At 44.2% G+C, this 17,724-nt stretch carries 16 protein-coding genes and 1 riboswitch; of the genes, 9 read left to right on the top strand and 7 right to left on the bottom strand.

Annotated features, from left to right (window positions below):
* Positions 1 to 2 precede the first annotated feature (2 nt).
* Both OW495_RS03745 and cyoE read left to right on the top strand, forming a co-directional pair.
* On the top strand, positions 3 to 1,058 hold the full coding sequence (locus OW495_RS03745) for a COX15/CtaA family protein (protein ID WP_102513472.1): 1,056 nt from the start codon (positions 3 to 5) through the stop codon (positions 1,056 to 1,058).
* Positions 1,048 to 2,058: a heme o synthase gene (gene cyoE, locus OW495_RS03740; protein WP_102513473.1), complete on the top strand. Its 1,011-nt coding sequence runs from the start codon at positions 1,048 to 1,050 to the stop codon at positions 2,056 to 2,058. The genes OW495_RS03745 and cyoE overlap by 11 nt, the downstream gene beginning before the upstream one ends.
* A gap of 133 nt (positions 2,059 to 2,191) precedes the next feature.
* Here cyoE and gbpA read toward each other — a convergent pair whose 3' ends face one another.
* Positions 2,192 to 3,658 carry an N-acetylglucosamine-binding protein GbpA gene (gene gbpA, locus OW495_RS03735; protein WP_065112754.1) on the bottom strand — a complete coding sequence of 489 codons (1,467 nt, stop codon included), beginning with the start codon at positions 3,656 to 3,658 and terminating at the stop codon, positions 2,192 to 2,194.
* Between the two features lie 73 nt (positions 3,659 to 3,731).
* Positions 3,732 to 3,821, bottom strand: a riboswitch (cyclic di-GMP riboswitch).
* Positions 3,822 to 4,143: 322 nt separating this feature from the next.
* Here gbpA and OW495_RS03730 point away from each other — a divergent pair.
* The 4 genes from OW495_RS03730 (at position 4,144) to aroG (ending at position 6,862) form a co-directional block, all read left to right on the top strand.
* A complete protein-coding gene (locus tag OW495_RS03730) occupies positions 4,144 to 4,497 on the top strand; it encodes a hypothetical protein (protein WP_017106235.1) in 354 nt (117 codons plus the stop codon).
* 99 nt (positions 4,498 to 4,596) lie between these two features.
* The gene (locus OW495_RS03725; RefSeq protein WP_102513474.1) at positions 4,597 to 5,268 is read left to right on the top strand and encodes a DUF3313 domain-containing protein; all 672 of its coding nucleotides are present in this window, start codon (positions 4,597 to 4,599) and stop codon (positions 5,266 to 5,268) included.
* A gap of 12 nt (positions 5,269 to 5,280) precedes the next feature.
* Positions 5,281 to 5,496 carry a DUF3820 family protein gene (locus OW495_RS03720; protein WP_065105375.1) on the top strand — a complete coding sequence of 72 codons (216 nt, stop codon included), beginning with the start codon at positions 5,281 to 5,283 and terminating at the stop codon, positions 5,494 to 5,496.
* A gap of 313 nt (positions 5,497 to 5,809) precedes the next feature.
* The gene (gene aroG, locus OW495_RS03715; protein ID WP_017106233.1) at positions 5,810 to 6,862 is read left to right on the top strand and encodes a 3-deoxy-7-phosphoheptulonate synthase AroG; all 1,053 of its coding nucleotides are present in this window, start codon (positions 5,810 to 5,812) and stop codon (positions 6,860 to 6,862) included.
* A gap of 110 nt (positions 6,863 to 6,972) precedes the next feature.
* Here aroG and OW495_RS03710 read toward each other — a convergent pair whose 3' ends face one another.
* From OW495_RS03710 to OW495_RS03700, 3 genes are read right to left on the bottom strand one after another with little or no spacing between them, the layout of a single operon-like run.
* On the bottom strand, positions 6,973 to 8,397 hold the full coding sequence (locus OW495_RS03710) for a phosphomannomutase CpsG (protein ID WP_102513475.1): 1,425 nt from the start codon (positions 8,395 to 8,397) through the stop codon (positions 6,973 to 6,975).
* Positions 8,398 to 8,412: 15 nt separating this feature from the next.
* On the bottom strand, positions 8,413 to 9,948 hold the full coding sequence (locus tag OW495_RS03705; protein WP_102513476.1) for a mannose-1-phosphate guanylyltransferase/mannose-6-phosphate isomerase: 1,536 nt from the start codon (positions 9,946 to 9,948) through the stop codon (positions 8,413 to 8,415).
* A 54-nt stretch (positions 9,949 to 10,002) separates the two neighbouring features.
* Positions 10,003 to 11,118, bottom strand: a complete 1,116-nt coding sequence (locus OW495_RS03700) for a mechanosensitive ion channel family protein (RefSeq protein WP_102513477.1) — start codon at positions 11,116 to 11,118, stop codon at positions 10,003 to 10,005.
* A 186-nt stretch (positions 11,119 to 11,304) separates the two neighbouring features.
* Here OW495_RS03700 and OW495_RS03695 point away from each other — a divergent pair, with 186 nt between their 5' ends.
* Both OW495_RS03695 and OW495_RS03690 read left to right on the top strand, forming a co-directional pair.
* On the top strand, positions 11,305 to 11,961 hold the full coding sequence (locus tag OW495_RS03695; protein ID WP_102282026.1) for a TrkA family potassium uptake protein: 657 nt from the start codon (positions 11,305 to 11,307) through the stop codon (positions 11,959 to 11,961).
* A 33-nt stretch (positions 11,962 to 11,994) separates the two neighbouring features.
* Positions 11,995 to 13,362 (top strand): TrkH family potassium uptake protein, encoded by a 1,368-nt coding sequence (locus tag OW495_RS03690; protein ID WP_102513478.1) that lies wholly within the window; start codon positions 11,995 to 11,997, stop codon positions 13,360 to 13,362.
* Positions 13,363 to 13,460: 98 nt separating this feature from the next.
* Here OW495_RS03690 and msrB read toward each other — a convergent pair whose 3' ends face one another.
* Complete coding sequence (gene msrB, locus OW495_RS03685; RefSeq protein ID WP_076667904.1) at positions 13,461 to 14,603, bottom strand: peptide-methionine (R)-S-oxide reductase MsrB; 1,143 nt, start codon at positions 14,601 to 14,603, stop codon at positions 13,461 to 13,463.
* 194 nt (positions 14,604 to 14,797) lie between these two features.
* Between msrB and OW495_RS03680 the strand changes: the two genes are divergently transcribed.
* Positions 14,798 to 15,196: an OsmC family protein gene (locus tag OW495_RS03680; RefSeq protein WP_017105238.1), complete on the top strand. Its 399-nt coding sequence runs from the start codon at positions 14,798 to 14,800 to the stop codon at positions 15,194 to 15,196.
* Between the two features lie 136 nt (positions 15,197 to 15,332).
* Here OW495_RS03680 and OW495_RS03675 read toward each other — a convergent pair whose 3' ends face one another.
* Together OW495_RS03675 and phnX are read right to left on the bottom strand one after the other, a co-directional pair.
* Positions 15,333 to 16,406 carry an OmpA family protein gene (locus OW495_RS03675; RefSeq protein ID WP_102514654.1) on the bottom strand — a complete coding sequence of 358 codons (1,074 nt, stop codon included), beginning with the start codon at positions 16,404 to 16,406 and terminating at the stop codon, positions 15,333 to 15,335.
* 440 nt (positions 16,407 to 16,846) lie between these two features.
* Entirely contained in the window at positions 16,847 to 17,665 is an 819-nt protein-coding gene (gene phnX / locus OW495_RS03670) for a phosphonoacetaldehyde hydrolase (protein WP_102514653.1), read from the bottom strand.
* Positions 17,666 to 17,724 lie beyond the last annotated feature (59 nt).

The following is a 17,724-nucleotide window of genomic DNA, read 5'->3' as shown; positions in this document are numbered from 1 at the left end:
CGATGCAAAATGGAGCGCCCAAATTACTCATGGTAATCATGAGGCTGACTATTTTACTTACACTCACTGTTATTGTGCTCGGTGCTTATACTCGTTTGTCGGATGCTGGTCTTGGCTGCCCTGATTGGCCAGGATGTTACGGTAATTTGTCCGTACCATCGAATACTGCGGCAATCAGTGAAGCCAACCTCCAATTCCCGGAACGAGCTCTTGAAGCAGATAAAGCATGGATAGAGATGATACATCGTTACTTTGCTGGCTCACTTGGATTGTTTATCTTCGTTGTTGTTGCTTGGTGCATCAAAAAGAACATTACCTCTGTTGGACTTCCTTTGCTTATCTCCGCCACTGTGATTTTTCAGGCCCTGTTAGGTATGTGGACGGTTACTCTAAAGCTGATGCCTGTTGTGGTGATGGCACACCTTATGGGCGGGTTCACGCTGCTGTCGCTGCTCTGTTTACTCTATTGTCGCCTGTCTAATGTCCAACATCACTTTAGTGAATCCATTTCCCATTCATCTCTTAAAGCTTGGGCATTGTTTGGATTAATCGTTGTGATTGGTCAGATATTACTTGGTGGGTGGACATCGTCTAATTATGCCGCTCTGATGTGTACCCAATTACCTATTTGTGAAGGTAACTGGATGAGCTATTTAGATTTCAAGAATGCCTTTGATTTTGCTCAACACGGCCATGATAACTATGAGTTTGGTGTGTTGGAATATCCCGCGCGATTAACTATACATGTCATGCACAGGTTCGGGGCTATCGCTGCCACACTTACGGTGTTGATGATTGTTTATCAGCTTTGGAAGCTTGAAAAAGGACCGCAAAGAAAGCTGGCTGTCACTTTGGCGATAGTGTTGTTTGCACAGGTCAGTTTGGGGATCAGCAATGTATGGTTTCACCTACCGATCTCGGTAGCCGTTTTGCATAATTTGGTGGCTGCTCTGTTACTTGTCACCATGGTTGTTACAAACTTTGTGGTTTGGCAACGTCAACCGAGTGAGTACTTGATGAAGAACGATGTATTACAAGGAGGTAATCATGGTCACTAGAACATCAACACAACATGGAGTGGTGGTTCAAGGCGCAGCTTTAAGTCAAGATCTCGCTGCCAGTCAAGAGATAACTGTCAGCCAAGAGATAGCAACCAACGGAGAAAGTGCTCTAAAAAATGAGCTGGCCTCGAAAAACAAAGCTACTTGGAAGGTCTATTTAACGCTGACCAAACCCAAGGTAGTGGCTTTGATGTTGCTGACGGCACTGGTTGGTATGTGTTTAGCGGTGCCTAACGGATTACCTTTACAGCAAACTCTGTTTGGAATGATCGGAATAGGGTTGATGGCAGGCTCGGCAGCGGCATTTAACCATTTGATCGACAAAAAGATCGATGGGCAAATGACTCGCACAAACCGACGTCCATTGCCGTCAGGAGAACTCAGCAGTGTGCGTGTGTTCGGCTTTGCTGCTGGCATTGGTTTGCTTGGCTTTGTCACATTAGTGGTGTGGGTTAATCAACTCACTGCTTGGTTAACCTTTGCGAGCTTATTAGGCTATGCGGTGATTTATACCATGTACTTGAAGCGGGCTACGCCGCAAAACATTGTGATTGCAGGGATCGCAGGTGCAATGCCTCCGTTATTGGGCTGGACGGCGGTCACCAATGAGCTGCATTCAAACGCTTGGTTGTTGGTGATGATCATCTTTATCTGGACGCCTCCGCACTTTTGGGCGTTGGCGATTCATCGTCGTGATGAATACGCTAAGGTGAACATCCCGATGTTGCCTGTGACGCATGGGATCGCCTACACCAAAACATCCATTCTGCTCTATACCTTGTTGCTTAGCATCGTATGTATATTGCCGGTGTTGGTTGGCATGAGTAGCTGGATATATCTGAGTGCTTCTTTGGTGTTAAACGGCGGGTTTGTTTATCACGCTTGGGTACTTAAATATCGTGACGAGCCTAATATGGCGATGAAGACTTTTAAATTCTCCATTTATCATCTCATGCTCTTGTTTGTCGCTTTGCTGGCGGACCACTATCTACTTTGATAGCTGATATTTCTACTTTGATAACTGGTGTTTCTACTTTTACTGAATAAGAAAACGGATGCTCTAGGCATCCGTTTTTTGTTTTACTGATTACTAGCTCGTACCTACTAGAAAGTAAGTGACTGGCTAGTAATTAGTCCACTTTGTTCCAAGCATCTTGCCAGTGTGAACCAACACCTGGTTCGTATTGAGTTGCTGTTGGAGTCCATTGAACACAGTAACCAGAGTATGGGAACTCTTTACACTGATAAACGCCACCATCGCTGCTCAGTACCTTAGTACCTGCTGTATAAGACTCAATGCTCTCAGGAAATACGAAGTCGTAATCGCCTGCGGGTGGCGGTGTTTGCTCGTCCATTAGGTGGAAATCAAGCGTGTTCTGATCCACTAAGTTACCTTGGTCATCTTTAGTCACAACCACAAGCATATGGTGGCCAGCCTCCGATTTAGACAGAGTGAGTTGAACATCTTCAACTTGTCCGTCTGCCAGTTCTGATTTTTGAGAAGCAAGTGCTTCGCGGTGATGGTTGTACACCGTCAGTTCTGCTTGAATATCGCCAGTTGCTTCTAATGTTAGATCAAGCTGTGTTGGCTGGTTTTCATCAATAATGTACTCAGATTCTAGACCTGTCACTGCTAGCTCATGCTCCGGCTCTGGAGTATCAATCTTGTAACCGATCTCGACGCTATTAAAGCCAGAACCGGCTTTTAGATAAACAGGGTTCGTACCATAAATGGGTGCGAAATCGCCTTGGTCATTCAGCTGACCTGCTTTGATTTGCGTTTGTTCTTTGTTGATCTTAGAGGCAAGCGCGTAAGACCAGTTATTTGCTTTGCCTTGCTCGTTACTCTCAATGACGAGCTCAGTGCTGTATGAAGCGTTCTCACCCGATTGATCGAAGACACGAGTGTAAACAGCATCACCAACGTTTAGATCTTGAGTTGGGTTGATTTGACCGCCTTGATCCCAATCAGGAATGATAGGGCCGTCGCCATCAAATTTCACATCGATAACGTTGTAGAAAGCCATCGCAGTATCACCTACGTCCCATACCGCAAGGATCACTTGATAACCTTCGCGCTCTGGAACATTACACAAGTGGCTTACTTGCATAGGTGGTTGTTGCCCATTGCCTTCAACAACACAGAATGGCGTTAAGTCAAAAGAGCTGCGCGCCAAAGGCTGGTTTGGGTTCCAGTCTGGTTGAGTAATGTAGTATTTCCAGTCGTTAGTCACGTGGTTGGCAGTGAACGTCCACTCAAAATATTGAGATCCCGACTTGATAGGACGTTTAACCCAGCGATCTGCAGTCTGCTCGTCTAGCGCTGCCGCTAAAGACGATTGCGCACTGGCGATTTTTCCATCGGCAGGGCCGACTTCAGGGAAACCTTCAGGGCCTTCTACACTTTGTGGTTCGTATTGGATACCGCCACAGTTCGTGTTTTTCTCTTGTGTATCACTCGCTGGGAATTTACATAGCGCGACACGGCTTTCTGCTACGCCATTATCGTATGCCGAAACATAACCGTGACCGAAGCTTGCACCGCTTACGCTAAGTAGCGATAGCGCGATGAGTGATTTTTTTGGGAGTTGTTTCATTATTTGTCCTTACTGTATTTGGCCGACAAAAAAAGAGAACACTCGGGCATGCATTGACACTTAAATCCTATTAAGTGGCGGCCCCGCTATCATAGACAGAATATTTGTCGACAGACCGGTGGCTTTGCGTCCTATTCTTTCAAATAGTTTGCCAGAAGTGCGTTTAAGCAAGCGGAATGTAGCCAACCCGTTTTATAAATGCGAATCAATCGATTGAAATGTGGAATGCTAATCTCGAACTTTTAATTCTTAATACAAATTAACTTGCTATATGTTTAGTTCGTTAACGTATAAATTATTGATATAAATGAAGAAAGTATTTGCTCTAATCGTTTTTGTGAATGATTTTGGTGATTGTGTTTCGTTCTATACGACAATTGCGCGCATATCAAAACCAAACCTTTGATTTCCACTAACCAAACCCTGACACGCCATGTATGAAAAGCCGGACAATTGATTGGTATAAGTTATATAAAGGAAGCAGTATGGAATTCACAGAACAAGATAGAGACGCGCTGTATCAAACTTGGATGTCACAAAAATCGAGAATGCGAATTACGCAGATGGAGTTTTCAAAAAAGCTAGGAATGAACCAGCTTGATTTCTCTAGAGTGTTGAGAGGCGAGACGCCATTAACGATGTCTTTTATTAGCCACTTTTGTCGTTTACTTCATCTAGAACCTAGGAATGTGTTCCCTTCACTCAAAGAAGGCAACCAATCTGGGCCTAAAGTGGTGTATTTGAAAAGCCGAATGAGTGTAGATGGTGAGATTCAAAATGCTTACATTGAAGGTAATCAAGTGATTGTCGAGTATGCACACACTGTGCAACATGACTAATTTTAGAGATAGCTCTGAGTTTTAACCCCTTTTTCTACAATCTTTTCACATAGGGTATGGCATACTTGTTTAGATTCATAAATTTAACCGAAGTGCGCTATGACACCTTTAAAACTTCTCTTGCTTGTTGCAACCAGCATCTTTTTGTTTGGTTGTGCAGGCGGCCCAATTAAAACCGCAACCAAATTCACCAGCTATGAAGATTTTAGCGTCGGACCTGATGGAGGCGTCGATCTTGTATGGGCAAGGATAGGGTTACGTGATTCACAACGCCTGAAAGCCAAACTTGATGAGTATGACTCAGTGGTGATCGACCAAATTTTTGTACTAGCAGAAGAAGGATCGTTAGAGCAGGAAGACATTCAGGAACTCACTGATCACATGGTTGCACGTTTGGAAGAGAAAATATCGCCCCATAAAACGATTGTCGATGAGCCTACCGGGAAGACGCTGCGTCTAAGCATTGCCTTGAGTAACGTTGAAACACCCAACCCCATCTTAGCTGTGACCAGTAGTGTACTGCCGTTTGGTCTTGCGATGTCTACCATATCTAAGGTCACGACCGGAGAGCACACCAATGTGGGAAGCGCCAGCGTTGAGCTCTTGGTAAGTGATGCTCAAGAGGGTACACCGTTGTTTGCAGCCATTGACCGTGAAGCAGGCAATAAAGACTTCTCGACAATGATTGATTCACTGGATGATGCCAAAGATGCAATCAACTATTGGGTTGAGCGTTTAGGTGATACTCTACAAAGAATAGAAAAAGCCTAGAAAGAGCCTGTAATGCTAGAGAAACAGAACCTGATTAAACTTGCTAGAATGCAAATGCCATTTGGTAAATACGCTGGTCGTATATTGATCGATCTGCCGGAGGAATACTTACTGTGGTTCGATAAAAAAGGTTTTCCCTCTGGTGAGTTAGGGGACTTACTCAAGCTGTGTTTGGCATTGAAAATTGAAGGGCTTGATAGCGTTGTCAAGCCATTGAAAAAAATGTAATTAGTTAGAAGCTCACGTTAATCACGTGAGCTTTTTTATTTTCAAGTTCTGCATAATTTTACATGTATGGTGAAGCTTGAAGTATAACCGTTCTTAACCTGTCATAAATTACGCAATCGATAGCGTGTAAATAATGGTATACAGGGTGTTTTAAATATAAAACACAAAAAAAATTGCGTTTATTTTCAATTAGTGATTGAAACTAGAGTTTTTACTAGTTAAGTTACAGGGAACAAGAAGATTAGTGCTGATAGAAAGTTACGTGAGACAACGTACATTCAGCTCAAGGATAGAAAAAAGGAAGAAGTAAGCAATGTTCCAGACTGATGATGTAAGAATTAACAAAGTAAAAGAGTTATTACCACCTGTTGCTGTTTTAGAAAAGTTTCCAGCGACAGAAGTTGCTTCTTCTACAACCTTTGAAAGCCGCAAAGCGATCCACAATATTCTAGAAGAAAGCGACGACCGCTTGCTTGTTATTGTTGGCCCATGTTCTATTCATGACACAGAAGCTGCGCTTGAGTATGGTAAACGTTTGAAAGTGCTACGCGACGAACTAGGCGATAACCTAGAAATCGTAATGCGTGTTTACTTTGAAAAGCCACGTACAACTGTTGGTTGGAAAGGCCTAATCAATGACCCGTACATGAACGATACGTTCAAGCTAAATGATGGTCTTCGTCTTGGACGTAAGCTATTGCTTGACCTAACTGATATGGGAATGCCTACAGCAAGTGAATTCCTAGACATGATCACACCTCAATACGTAGCAGATCTAATCAGCTGGGGTGCAATCGGCGCACGTACTACTGAATCTCAAGTTCACCGTGAACTGGCTTCTGGCTTATCTTGCCCAGTTGGCTTTAAGAATGGTACTGATGGCAACATCAAGATCGCAACAGACGCTATTCGTTCGGCAAGTGCTTCGCACCACTTCTTATCTGTAACTAAGTACGGACATTCAGCAATTATTGAAACAGTGGGTAACCCTGACTGTCATATCATTTTACGTGGCGGTAAAGAGCCAAACTACAGCGCTGAGCATGTAGGTAAAATTAAAGAAGAACTAGCAGCGTCAGGCCTTCCACAAAAGGTAATGATTGATTTCAGCCACGCAAACAGCTCTAAGCAGTTTAAGCGTCAAATGAACGTATCTGATGACGTTAGTGCTCAAATTTCAGGTGGTGATAAAGCTATCTTTGGTGTGATGATTGAATCTCACCTTGTTGAAGGTCGCCAAGATCTTGTTGATGGTAAAGCTGCAACTTACGGCCAATCTGTTACTGATGCTTGTATAGGTTGGGAAGATACTGAAACAGTACTTCGCCAGTTGGCAGACGCTGTTGAAGCTCGCCGCAACAAATAGACCAATTACAGTCAGCGACTAAGCGACTGAAAATTCAAAGCCCTTATTAGCCGTTGCTAGTAAGGGCTTTTTTGTGGCTCTAAGTTGTAAACGGAAAGTGCCTTGTACTCTTAAATGAGAAAAGACAGTAACTCGTCGACTTTGAGTGACAGCAAAGCTCTATCTCGCTTGGTTTCCACGTTGAGGCGTATCAGCGGCTCTGTATTGGACTTTCTTAAGTTGAAGCGCCACGAGCCCATATTCATGCTGAGCCCATCTGTGTGATCGATCTCAACGGCATCAACTTGATAGTGCGACAACACACAAGCCATGACTTGTTCTGGGTCTGAAACTTTACGGTTTATCTCTCCTGAAGAGGGAAATCTATCCATACTCGAGCTGGTCAATTGATGAAGAGATTGTTGAGTCTCACAGATCAGTTCAATCACTAAGAGCCAAGGAATCATTCCTGAATCGCAATACCCAAAATCACGAAAATAATGGTGCGCACTCATTTCACCACCATACACCGCGTTTAACTCTCGCATCTTCTCTTTGATGAGCGCATGCCCAGCTTTGACTGCAATAGCCTTACCACCAAGCTTGTTGACGACTTCAATCGTGTTCCATGTCATGCGCATATCGTGCAATACGGTTGCATCCGCTTCTTTTAGCAAGAAAGCTTCAGCGAGCAAACCAACAATATAGTAACCCTCAATGTAATTGCCTTTTTCGTCAAAGAAAAAACAGCGGTCAAAATCACCATCCCAAGCAATACCTAGATCGGCGGAATGCGCTAAGACTGCATTTCGAGTCGCTGTTTGGTTCTCTTTAATCAATGGGTTTGGGATGCCATTAGGAAATTTTCCGTCAGGGGCATGGTGTACCTTGATGAAGGTGACAGGAACATTGAGTTTGTTGAAACGCTCCTCTAAAGCATTGATGACATGTCCTGCAACGCCGTTTCCAGCGTTAACCACCACCTTCATCGGTGATAGTTTGTATGGATTTATATAAGTGAGCAGGTGATCCACGTAAGGGGCGAGAATGCTGGTCGATCGGCTAGAGTTATTCGGTTGTACATGGCCGATAGATAAGTCGCTGTTCAGCTCTTGATTCAGTACTTTAATGCGTAGTTTGATTTCATCTAACCCACTGTTTTTACTTATCGGGCTAGCGCCCAAGCCGACCAATTTCATTCCGTTGTAATTGATTGGGTTATGACTTGCCGTAATTTGGGTTCCGCCAATGGCGCCAAGGTGGCGAGTTGCAAAGTAGACTTCTTCAGTCCCTGTCATTCCAAGGTCAACGACGGTTATTCCAGACTCGATTAAGCCTTTGGTCATGGCTTCTTGCAATGAAAGGGACGTTTCTCGGTTATCACGACCAATCACCACTTGAGCCAAGCCATCGAATGAGGCTTTAGGTGTCGTAGATAGGACGTACTCTCCAAATGCCTTGCCGAGCAGGTAGGCAAAGTGCCCATTGATTTGGTCACCAATGATGCCGCGAATATCGTTGTTCTTAAAGCAGCTAAGGTCTAATGTTGGTTTCACTTGATTGTCGCCGCTTTATTTCGATTTGTTGTTCTGAGACGAAGAAGCTTGTTGGTTTCGAACATCTCGCCCATAGCTGTCTTGATATCGAATGATATCGTCTTCACTTAAATGACTACCGGTTTGTACTTCGATCATTTCGAGAGGTGAGTCTCCAGGGTTCTCTAGGCTGTGGATATGACCTAACGGAATGTAAGTGGATTGATCTTCTTCGACGAGATACGTTTTCTCATCGTTGGTTACTTTCGCAGTCCCTGCCACTACTACCCAATGTTCCGCTCTATGGTGATGCATCTGTAGTGAAAGCTGATGACCCGCTTTTACGGTGATACGTTTCACTTTGTCGCGCCTGCCTAGATCGATCACGTCGTATTTACCCCAAGGCCTAAACACCTCGCGATGATGGACATGCTCCGTTCGACCAGCCTGATTCAGTTGGCTAACAATCGACTTAACACCTTGAACTTTGTCTTTGTTCGCAACCAATATTGCATCTTTGGTTTCGACAATAATGAGGTTTTCGACGCCTACCGTCGCGACAAGCTTATTCTCCGCATGGATGTAGTTGTGTTGAGAGTCGACGGTTAACACATCGCCTTCAATGACGTTGTTGTGCTCATCCTTATCACTGACATCCCAGATAGCAGACCACGAGCCAATATCATTCCAACCAACATCCATCGGGATCACTGCGGCGTACGAGGTCTTTTCCATCACGGCATAATCGATAGAGTCACTTGGGCTATTTTTGAATGCTTCTGCGTCGATACGAATAAAGTCGAGGTCGGTATTTTGCTTTGAAAGAGCGAGTTTGCAAGCCGTCAAAATATCTGGGCGGTGTTGAGAGAGTTCTCCAAGGTAGCTGGATGCCTTAAACATGAACATGCCGCTATTCCACAAGTATTGCTCTGAACGTATGTATTCTTCTGCAGTTACTTTATCAGGTTTTTCAACAAAGCAATCAATGGCATAGGCGTGATGGGTTGACTGCTCTGTAATACGTGATTCAGCTTGAACAAGAGGGGAAAGAGGTTTCCCCTGTTTGATATAGCCATAACCCGTTTCTGGCGCGTTGGGTGTTATGCCGAATGTCACCAGTTTGCCTTGCTTCGCGTAATCAACACCACGACTGATCACTTGTTGGAATTCAGAGGTGTTAGCGATGTGATGATCAGCAGCCAGTACTAATAAAATCGGGTCTGATGCATCCTGCTCATTATTGGTTGATTTAGCTAAGGCTTGTAATGCCGCTAATGCGATGGCTGGAGCCGTGTTTCGACCGACGGGCTCTAGCAGAATACCACTATGTTGGATGTTAGCCGATCGAGCTTGTTCAGCCGCAATAAAGCGGTGTTCTTCATTACAGATAATGAATGGATCAGCGCACTTGCTATCCGTTAGATAGTCCTCAAGACCTTGCAAGCGTTGAAGCGTTTGCTGAAGCATTGATTGTTCGCCCGCAATGTTGAGGAACTGCTTAGGGTAGAGCTCGCGAGACAATGGCCAGAGGCGGCTTCCGGAGCCGCCAGCTAGAATGACAGGTAAAATCATAAAGTGGTAATTAGGCGTAAAGGGTTACTAACACCATGTTACCACGCTTATGGCTTATCGATGAGCTTCAGGGCTCGAATTCATGACACCTTGAGAATCGTTGATGTCTTGCGCTTCGATCTTGAGTGTTTGTGTTGGGAAGGCGATATCTGCATTGTGCTTATGAATAATCGTTAACACTTGCAACAGGACATCTTGTTTAACTTCGTGGTATCTCACCCAGTTGACCGTTTTTGTAAAGGTGTAGATAAAGAAGTTGAGCGTTGATGGCCCGAACTTATCAAAGTTAACGATCAGCGTCTGTTTGGCATCAATGTCAGGGTGCGTTTCAAGCATGGCTTTTACGTCATCCACAATCAGAGCCAGTTTGTTTGCATCTTGGTAACGCAGCCCAAAAGTCTCATTGATTCTGCGGTTCAACATTCTTGATGGATTCTCGACCACAATGTTACTGAACACAGAATTCGGCACGTACAAAGGACGCTTATCAAAGGTGCGAATGATGGTCATGCGCCAACCAATGCGTTCGACAGTGCCTTCGATTTGACGATCGGGAGAGCGTATCCAATCACCGACTTTAAAAGGGCGGTCGAAGTAAATCATCATGCCACCGAAGAAATTCGAGAGTAAGTCCTTAGCCGCTAAACCGACGATCAAGCCACCAACACCACCAAAGGTGAGTAAGCCTGATAGGCTGAGCCCAAATGCCTGCATGATAGTCAGACCACCCATCACCATAAAGAACAGGCGAGCGACTTTCGCAATTGCCTGTACTGTGGTTTCGTCTCTGTTTTTTTGCTCTAAGACATAGGCTTCAGTGTTAGTGATCATTCGTAAGGTAAACCAAACGAAGGTACAGATAATTAATATGTGTTTAAGCGTTTTTAACCAGTTGATTTCATTGCCAAACTGGTCTTGAAGGATGAGCCCGGCAGATACTGTAGCAGGCCAACACCAAAGTAACGTACTGACAGGGGTTTTTAGTGCTTCTAGCAGTAGATCGTCCCAGTGGAATGGGGTTTTCTGAACCAGAATTTCTAAGCGATTATGGATAATTCGCCAAGCTACCCAAGCGAGAAAACTCGCAATAGTGATAAATAGGACGCTGTTTGCCCAATCACTATGGCTCTGGTTGATGTAGGTTTGTACTTGGGTTATGAATTCATTCATTGTGTGTGCTGCCGCAGAAATTATGAATTGGAAATTAGCAGAAACTCGAGTTGTTCTCTACCTTTATAAATCAAGCGATTATGACAATAGTATAACCTTATTCTTGCAGAACTAACTTTTTTTGAGATAGAAACTAATGTAGGTTTGGCTATCCCGTGTAATTAAAATTTCTAAACAGGATTTCAAATGAGCGACAAACAATATGCAGTTATCGGTTTAGGGCGATTTGGTCTGTCTGTTTGCAAAGAGCTGCAAAGTTCAGGCGCACAGGTACTGGCCGTCGATATTGATGAAGAGCGAGTGAAAGAAGCAGCGGCTTTTGTTTCACAAGCGATTGTTGCGAACTGCACGAGCGAAGAGACAGTGAAAGAGTTAAGACTCGATGATTACGATATGGTGATGGTATCGATAGGCTCTGACGTTAACTCAAGCATTCTAACGACTTTGGTGGTGAAAGAATCTGGAGCAAAAGCAGTTTGGGTTAAGGCGAATGATAAGTTCCACGGCAAGATCCTCTCTAAGATTGGTGCTGACCATATCATCATGCCGGAGCGAGATATGGGTATTCGTGTTGCTCGTAAGATGCTGGACAGACGCGTTCTCGAATTTATCGACCTTGGCAGTGGCTTAGCGATGACAGAAATCGTTATTGGCTCAAAGTTTTTAGGTAAGCAACTTCGCGACCTAAAGCTGTGCAAAGAGGTAGGGGTTGAAGTACTTGGCTTCAAGCGCGGCCCGAACCTAACCAAAGCACCTGAACTGGATATCAGTTTAGAAATCGGTGATGTGGTGATCATCGCAGGGCCGAAAGAGACCTTGTCTAGAAAGCTGCGCAATTGGTAACTGATAATAAGTAATTGGTAATAAGGTAACCGTATGAATTCGTTGAAACGAAAAGGTACTTTCTACACGCTCAAGACAGATAAAAAGCCGCGCAAAGGCTCAGAGCCAAAGATTATCCTTACGAGTTTCTTAGGTGTTCTTATCCCTTCTGCAATCTTGTTGACGCTGCCAGTCTTTTCTGTAACCGGACTTAGTTTTACAGATGCGCTATTTACTGCCACATCCGCAATCAGTGTGACAGGCTTGGGTGTTGTCGATACGGGTGAACATTTCACTCTGGCGGGCAAAATACTGCTGATGTTTTTGATGCAAGTCGGCGGTTTAGGGCAGATGACCCTGTCTGCAGTACTGCTCTATATGTTTGGTGTTAGATTAAGCCTCAAGCAACAAGCATTGGCGAAGGAAGCGCTAGGGCAAGATCGTAAGATTAACCTTCGTAAATTAGTTAAGAAGATCATTATCTTTGCGTTGGTGGCGGAGTTTGTTGGGTTTGTGTTGCTCTGTTTCCGTTGGGTTCCAGAAATGGGATGGGCAACGGGAAGCTTTTATGCACTCTTTCACGCTATATCTGCATTCAATAACGCAGGTTTCGCGCTGTTCTCAGACAGTATGATGAGTTTTGTTGATGATCCATTGGTGATTTGTACTTTGGCGGGTTTATTCATATTTGGTGGATTAGGCTTCACGGTAGTGGGGGACTTATCGAGTAACTGGCGTAGAGGCTTCCAGCACTTGCATCTGCACACTAAGATCATGCTGACCGCAACACCAACTTTGTTGTTGGTGGGTACGGTGATGTTTTGGTTATTGGAGAGGAACAACTCAGCGACCATGGAAGGTCTTTCTATCCAAGGTCAGTGGTTAGCGGCTTTTTTCCAATCGGCGAGTGCTCGTACTGCAGGCTTCAACAGTGTGGACTTGTCTCAGTATACGCAACCGGCATTATTGGTGATGATAGTACTAATGTTGATTGGTGCTGGTTCGACTTCCACTGGGGGTGGTATTAAGGTCTCGACCTTTGCGGTTGCGTTTGTCGCAACTTGGACATTCTTGCGTCAGAAAAAGCATGTCGTGATGTTTAAACGCACCGTGACTTGGCAAGCGGTAACAAAGTCTTTGGCCATTATTGTGGTCAGTGGGGCGTTATTAACCACTGCGATGTTTTTGTTAATGCTTACTGAAAAGGCAGCGTTTGATCGCGTGATGTTTGAGGTGATTTCTGCCTTTGCAACCGTTGGCCTAACAGCGGGATTAACAGCAAACTTAACTGAACCGGGCAAGTACATCATGATTGTTGTGATGGTAATAGGGCGTATTGGTCCTTTGACTTTGGCGTACATGTTAGCCCGTCCAGAACCTTCCCTGTTGAAATACCCCGAAGATACTGTGTTAACGGGTTAATAACGTTAGCAGGCTAATGAATCACATTTTGTCAGTAATAACAAAGCCAGCGATATGCTGGCTTTGTTATTATAGGTGTAGCTCTAATTTCTTAGTATTTAGCCTTCGAACATTTCAATATATTCTTCATAGCCTTCTTCAGCCAATTTATCTGCTGGGATAAAGCGCATAGCGGCTGAGTTCATGCAGTAGCGTAAACCTGTTGGCTTTGGACCATCTTTAAATACATGTCCTAGATGAGAATCACCAAATTTGCTGCGAACCTCTGTTCTTGGGTAAAGCAGCTTGTAGTCCGTAGTCGTTACGACATAAGCCTCGCTGATTGGCTGTGTAAAGCTCGGCCAACCTGTACCTGATTTGTATTTGTCTTTTGAAGAGAACAAAGGCTCACCCGTTACGATATCAACGTAAATACCTTCTTGCTTGTTATCCCAGTATTTGTTGTCAAATGGGCGCTCTGTCGCGTCGTCTTGTGTAACATCGTATTGCAGTGAAGTTAGAGACGCTTTGATCTCTGCATCAGACGGCTTGCTGTATGTCTTAGCATTGGCTGTCGCATTTTTGCCATCGATGATCTGACGGATCGTTTTCGGATTTTCTTTTCTATCATCACCGAAGATTTTATCTAGGTACTGATCACGACCAGAAGCGTAGCGGTAGTAGTTATAACGAACCTTGCTCTTCTTGTAATAATCTTGATGGTAATCTTCTGCTGGCCAGAATTTTTCAAACTTAATCAGTTCTGTTTTTAATGGTTCACCAAAGATTTGAGCCTTGTCTATCTCCATCATGAAGTTCTGAGCGACGTCTTTTTGCTCCTGATTATGATAGAAAACAGCAGGTCGATATTGTGGACCTCTGTCAACGAATGAACCTTTGTCATCAGTTGGGTCGATGTGTCTGAAGAATTGGTCAAGCACCTGTTCGTAGCTAACCACATCAGGGTTGTAAGTCACGTTGATCACTTCGATGTGACCAGATTTACCTGATGAAACTTGTTTATAGGTTGGATTCTCTAATTCGCCACCAGAATATCCTGAGACAACATCCGAGACTCCTGTGAGCTTCTCCAGATCGGATTCTGTACACCAAAAACAACCACCAGCCAGTGTCGCTATTTCACTCTTACCTGAGTTAGCCGTTTTATCCATTGTATTGGCAGTGCCAGTCTGGCTCACAAACAGCGAAATCAGTGGTAGCGCAACCACGAGTGATACCAATATTTTAGATAATTTATTCATAGATACCTCATCTTGACGTCTTTTCATTCGATTTTGAATGTACGAATAGAGACAGGTTTTAGATGGAAAAAATTGCACAATTCATGAAATAAATATCTCAAACAGAAATCTTGCTCATAAATGCCGCCAGTAGTAGGGTGTAGACATTGGTATACCAAATAATGATGACGGTTCTCGTACATCTAAGGAACAACATGCAAGCAGAAGTTAAATGGGTCGAAGGCTTTAAATTCCTAGGTCAATCTCAATCAGGCCATTCTATTGTTATGGATGGAAGCGGCGGTGCTACTGCGCCAAGCCCTATGGAGATGGTGCTGATGGCCGCAGGTGGTTGTAGCTCTGTTGATGTGGTTGATGGTTTGAAATCTGCAGGCCAAAGCATCACAGGCTGTAATGCAAAACTTGAAACAACGCGTCGTGAAACGGCACCTAAAATCTTTACTGTGATTAATATTCACTTTGAAGTGTCTGGTGACAATCTTGATTCTGAGTTGGTTGCTAAAGTATGTGCTGACTCGTTAGAGAAATACTGTTCAGTATGTCTAATGCTAGGCGCTGGCGTAGAGATGACTCACAGTTGGGAAATCATCTAGTCTTTTGATTGTACAGCAGGTGTTAGGCTGATTTTTGCGGCTTAAGGCTTACGGTGTATGGGTAGAGCCAGATAAAGAAAAGGGCGGAGCACTTTCAAGTGCTCCGCCCTTATTATTTAGCTAAGGTAGAGTGTTATTATTCAGAAGCTTCTACGATAACTTCTTCAACTTTCACTTCTTGCTGGTATTCAAAACCAGGGATCGTTGCGTCAACACGACGGTTTTGAGCGCGACCTTCAGCTGTATCATTTGATGCAACTGGGTTTTCTTCGCCTTCACCTGTTGCAGTGATGCGGTCAGCAGCAATGCCTTGCTCTTCGATGTGTGCAGCTACTGCAGCAGCACGTTTCTTAGAGACCATCATGTTATATTCAGCTGCACCAGTTGAGTCAGTGTGACCAACAACAACAACGGTTGATTGAGGGTGCGCTTTCAACACTTCAACTAATGGTTGTAGTGCAATCTTACCGTCTGTAGACAGTTCAGTGCTGTTAGTCGCGAACATTTCTTGAGAGTAGCTCTCAGTTTGCGCTTTAGTAACAACAACGGTCGTTTTCTCTTCAACAACAACTGCTGCTGGCTCTGTGATTGACTCTGATGGTGCTTGAGTCACTGCTACTGCAGAAGCTGCTGCAGCCGCCGCTGATGCGGTTGTGTTACCTGTACCGAAGTTGTAGCTAACACCAACAGAAAGTAGGTTCGAGTTTAGATCTTGAACGAAGTTGTCGTCGAAATCATCAAAGTATTGGTATTCAACACGTAATGCCCAATCAGAAGACAGTTGCTTCTCTACACCGATACCAGCAGAAAGAACAACGTCATCTTCGCCACCGTGTGAAATGTATGCAGGACCCGCTTTGAAGAATACATCAAACTCTTGTTCTACAGGTAGGCGATACATTGGAGTTAGCGAGATTGCGATCAGTGGATCGCTGAACGCTGCTGTTGTGCCATTCTTTGAAAAGCTTGTCTTGTAGTCGCCAAGGAAGTCTGAGCTTAGCTCAATACCAAACTTGTCATTAAAATTGTAACCAGAGTAGATGCCAGCACCAATTGCATCATCATCACACTTTTCACCGCTTACGCATGCGCTGTCTAGCCAGCCCACGCCCACTTTTGCACCCACGTAAGTCGTTGCAGCAATAGAAGGAGCTGCTGCTAAGCCTGAAGCGGCTACAACAGCACACATGATTTTTGACAATTTTTTCATAATCTTTTCCTTGGATTAACTCTTATTTTTATCTGAACTTACCAGTAAAACGATCACTTATTGGGTTTCGACACTGCTTATAATAAGTAAATCAAGGTGTTGGTTCAGGTGAATCTATTTCTTTCTCAGTACTTATATTGTTAATCTGATTGCGTATTAGAGTCAATGAAATTGTTAAATATTATATATTTAAGGTGCCTTTATTGTTGATTTTATCATTTGTTGGAATGCTTATATTTAAGCTATAGCCTAGCCTCGTCCATTTGCCAGTGGCTCAAAGGAGAATAGGTCAAAAACTTGCGCTTTATCATGCTTATAAAGCAAAAATCCCCACCTAATATGTTTAGCTCGAATGAGTACATGATTGGATAGGGATTTGAATTAGAGCGATCAGATATGTTTTTCGCGCACTTTACATCATGCGAGTAGCTCGCTTTTGTTTATGGGCGTTCACCTGACAGTAAACGCTTTTCGATATCTGCAATTACACCAGGTAAGTCTGCAATAGTATCGATCAGGTAGTGAGGGTTGGATTTATTTAGCTTCACGCTCGCTTTTTCACGCGCTGCTGCCAGTGTTGCTTCGTCTGCGCCTAAGTATTCTTGATACGTTAAGCCTGCTTCGTTACCAGATAGAACAAGGCCAACTGTCCACATACCTGCGTTGTGGCCTTCGTCTATACCGGGCGCGGCATCATCCACTTTCACACACGCGGCAACGCTCGTCACACCTAGGTCAATGACGTTTTTAAGCGCCATGAATGGAGCTGGGCGACCGCCTTGAGGTAAGTCATCCGTTGCAACTACGTTGTCTGGTCGGTAGCCATAATCTGCGGCTGCAGGAATCAGTACATCCATTACTTCGCGTGGGTAACCTGAACAAGAGCCGATCTTTACGTTCTTCTCTTTAAGGTTATTCACCACTTCAATCGCGTTTAAAATCGGCGCAGCGTGGTCGGCTACTTTCGCTTTTTGAAGAGGCATGAATGCCGCGTATATCGCGTCAACGTCTTCACTGGTCATTGAACGTCCGAACTGGGCATTCCAACGAGCATCAACAGCAGGGATTCGACCCACCGCTTGGATGTGATCCCATTTACCGATACCCATAGGTTCACGAGCTTCTGCTAAGTCGATATCAAAGTCGAAACCTTGTTTGAATGCTTCAACGAAGATGCTAGTCGGAGCAAACGATCCAAAATCAACGATAGTGCCAGCCCAGTCAAAGATAACCGCTTGGATAGGTGATGTCGTGTTCATAATAGTGTCCTATTTTTGTGTCACTCCCAGTTCAAAGTTCTGGGAAAACAAATGATTGT

This window comes from Vibrio sp. 14N.309.X.WAT.E.F5, assembly GCF_030397615.1.
Taxonomy (GTDB): Bacteria; Pseudomonadota; Gammaproteobacteria; order Enterobacterales; family Vibrionaceae; genus Vibrio; species Vibrio lentus.
This window is presented reverse-complemented; position numbering and strand designations above follow the sequence as displayed.

Bases quoted from the DNA above. Each gene is read 5' to 3' on its own strand.
- OW495_RS03725 (WP_102513474.1), top strand. From the start codon at position 4,597: ATGACACCTTTAAAACTTCTCTTGCTTGTTGCAACCAGCATCTTTTTG.
- OW495_RS03675 (WP_102514654.1), bottom strand. From the start codon at position 16,406: ATGAAAAAATTGTCAAAAATCATGTGTGCTGTTGTAGCCGCTTCAGGC.
- gbpA (WP_065112754.1), bottom strand. From the start codon at position 3,658: ATGAAACAACTCCCAAAAAAATCACTCATCGCGCTATCGCTACTTAGC.
- cyoE (WP_102513473.1), top strand. From the start codon at position 1,048: ATGGTCACTAGAACATCAACACAACATGGAGTGGTGGTTCAAGGCGCA.
- msrB (WP_076667904.1), bottom strand. From the start codon at position 14,603: ATGAATAAATTATCTAAAATATTGGTATCACTCGTGGTTGCGCTACCA.
- OW495_RS03680 (WP_017105238.1), top strand. From the start codon at position 14,798: ATGCAAGCAGAAGTTAAATGGGTCGAAGGCTTTAAATTCCTAGGTCAA.
- phnX (WP_102514653.1), bottom strand. From the start codon at position 17,665: ATGAACACGACATCACCTATCCAAGCGGTTATCTTTGACTGGGCTGGC.
- OW495_RS03695 (WP_102282026.1), top strand. From the start codon at position 11,305: ATGAGCGACAAACAATATGCAGTTATCGGTTTAGGGCGATTTGGTCTG.
- OW495_RS03730 (WP_017106235.1), top strand. From the start codon at position 4,144: ATGGAATTCACAGAACAAGATAGAGACGCGCTGTATCAAACTTGGATG.
- aroG (WP_017106233.1), top strand. From the start codon at position 5,810: ATGTTCCAGACTGATGATGTAAGAATTAACAAAGTAAAAGAGTTATTA.
- OW495_RS03720 (WP_065105375.1), top strand. From the start codon at position 5,281: ATGCTAGAGAAACAGAACCTGATTAAACTTGCTAGAATGCAAATGCCA.
- OW495_RS03705 (WP_102513476.1), bottom strand. From the start codon at position 9,948: ATGATTTTACCTGTCATTCTAGCTGGCGGCTCCGGAAGCCGCCTCTGG.
- OW495_RS03745 (WP_102513472.1), top strand. From the start codon at position 3: ATGCAAAATGGAGCGCCCAAATTACTCATGGTAATCATGAGGCTGACT.
- OW495_RS03700 (WP_102513477.1), bottom strand. From the start codon at position 11,118: ATGAATGAATTCATAACCCAAGTACAAACCTACATCAACCAGAGCCAT.
- OW495_RS03690 (WP_102513478.1), top strand. From the start codon at position 11,995: ATGAATTCGTTGAAACGAAAAGGTACTTTCTACACGCTCAAGACAGAT.